General features: G+C 27.9%; 1 protein-coding gene. It reads right to left on the bottom strand.

What is annotated here, in order from left to right:
• Positions 1-12 precede the first annotated feature (12 nt).
• Positions 13-1,657: hypothetical protein (locus BUE91_RS02950; protein WP_073507903.1), on the bottom strand; the 1,645-nt coding region annotated here is incomplete at its 5' end.

Here is a 1,657-nt window from a genome sequence, read left to right as displayed (position 1 = left end):
ATTCTCCTCTCCCTACCATCTATACTCTACCTTCAATCCTGTCTTTACATTTGTTGCCTTATACTCAAGTTTAGATTGATTTGATTTCATATATGCTTTTATGTCTACTCCTAAACTAGGCTTAATTAACAACTTATCATTTAAATAGCTTATCTCTCCCTCTACACTTGGTGCTATTAATAATAATGATCTTGTATCATTACCAAAGTTATTTTCTTCTTCTGTTATATTCTTTAAATCCTCTTTACTAAACTCCTCTATCCCCTTATCCTTTATCTGATCTCTCTTTAGCTTAGTTAAACTCTCATATAACTTATCTGATGTTATATTATCTGCATAACTTATTCCTAACTTACCTACTATCCCTATATTTTCCTTTACTTGATACTTTACTTTATTATCATTATATACCTTATATCCATATTGTGCCTTTAAATGTAATTTATTACCATTGCCTCCACTACCACTAGATTGTGATGCAGCTGCCATAGCACCGTTGTTTAACTGACTAAATAATGATATACTCTTTGCTCCTAGTGTTGTTGTTAAGCTTAGCTTTTTATTTATATTGTAATCTATTATTCCTTTTGTGTCTGCTAATAGTAATAGTTCATCATCATTTGCGTTATGATTTAATATTGATAGCCTATTTGAACTTGTAAAGTTTAATTCTCCACTTAATCTTAATCTTTCATTAACCATATACTCTGCTTTATTATCACTCCATGCATTTATTATACTAAAGTTCTTATCTTCTATTCTACCAAATATATATCTTCCATCTATACTACTTCTTGTATCAAATCTCTTATTCTTCTTCTCTATTGTTAATCCAGTCCCTACTTCTAATAAATGTTCTGTCTTATCATACTTTGCATCATTACTATCTTTCTTCATGTTTACCTTACCTGCATATCTTCCTACTAACCTAATATCAAAGTCTTTTAATCTATACTTTAACATGTTTCCACTGTAGGCAAAGGCTATTGTTTGATTCTTTTTAGTTGCTTCATATTCCTCTGCATTTAACTTTAATCCCTTTGTCTCTACTCTTCCCTTTATCTTATTATTTGATTCTAATTCTAATTTATCATTACTATACTTTAAATCAAACTTTATTTCTGAATTATATAATACCTTTAAGTCACTTACAGATTTATTTGTTTCTACTTCCTTAAATACTACCTCTGTACCTAGTCCTCCTAATAACTCTAGGTTATTACTTACATTATACTTTGATTGACTCTCAAGTAATATTGAATAGTTCTTCTTATTTGGTACTATTGTTCCTAAATATATATTTCCTTTATTCTTTATCTCTAATTTTCCTAATTTACTTGTTGTATTTAATCCTAACTTTAATCTTCCTCCCTTAGTGTAAGTATCATTCTTTAACTTATAGTTTATATCCCCCTCTATCTCATGGTTATTCTTATTAGTCTTTATGTTTACAAAATTTTCTAATCTAAATGTATTATTATTTAAATATCCTGCTGTATATATTATTCCACTATGTAATTTAAATTTACTATGATCATAATTTAATATTCCTGAGAATAAAGATTCTTCTCCATCTTTAAATCTTAATCCTTGTGAATGATAATATTCTTTTAAAGTATCTTTATCTTTCTCAAATTTCTTGTCCCATTCTCCTCTA

The sequence above is a fragment of the Streptobacillus notomytis genome, from assembly GCF_001902585.1.
GTDB lineage: Bacteria > Fusobacteriota > Fusobacteriia > Fusobacteriales > Leptotrichiaceae > Streptobacillus > Streptobacillus notomytis.
This window is presented reverse-complemented; position numbering and strand designations above follow the sequence as displayed.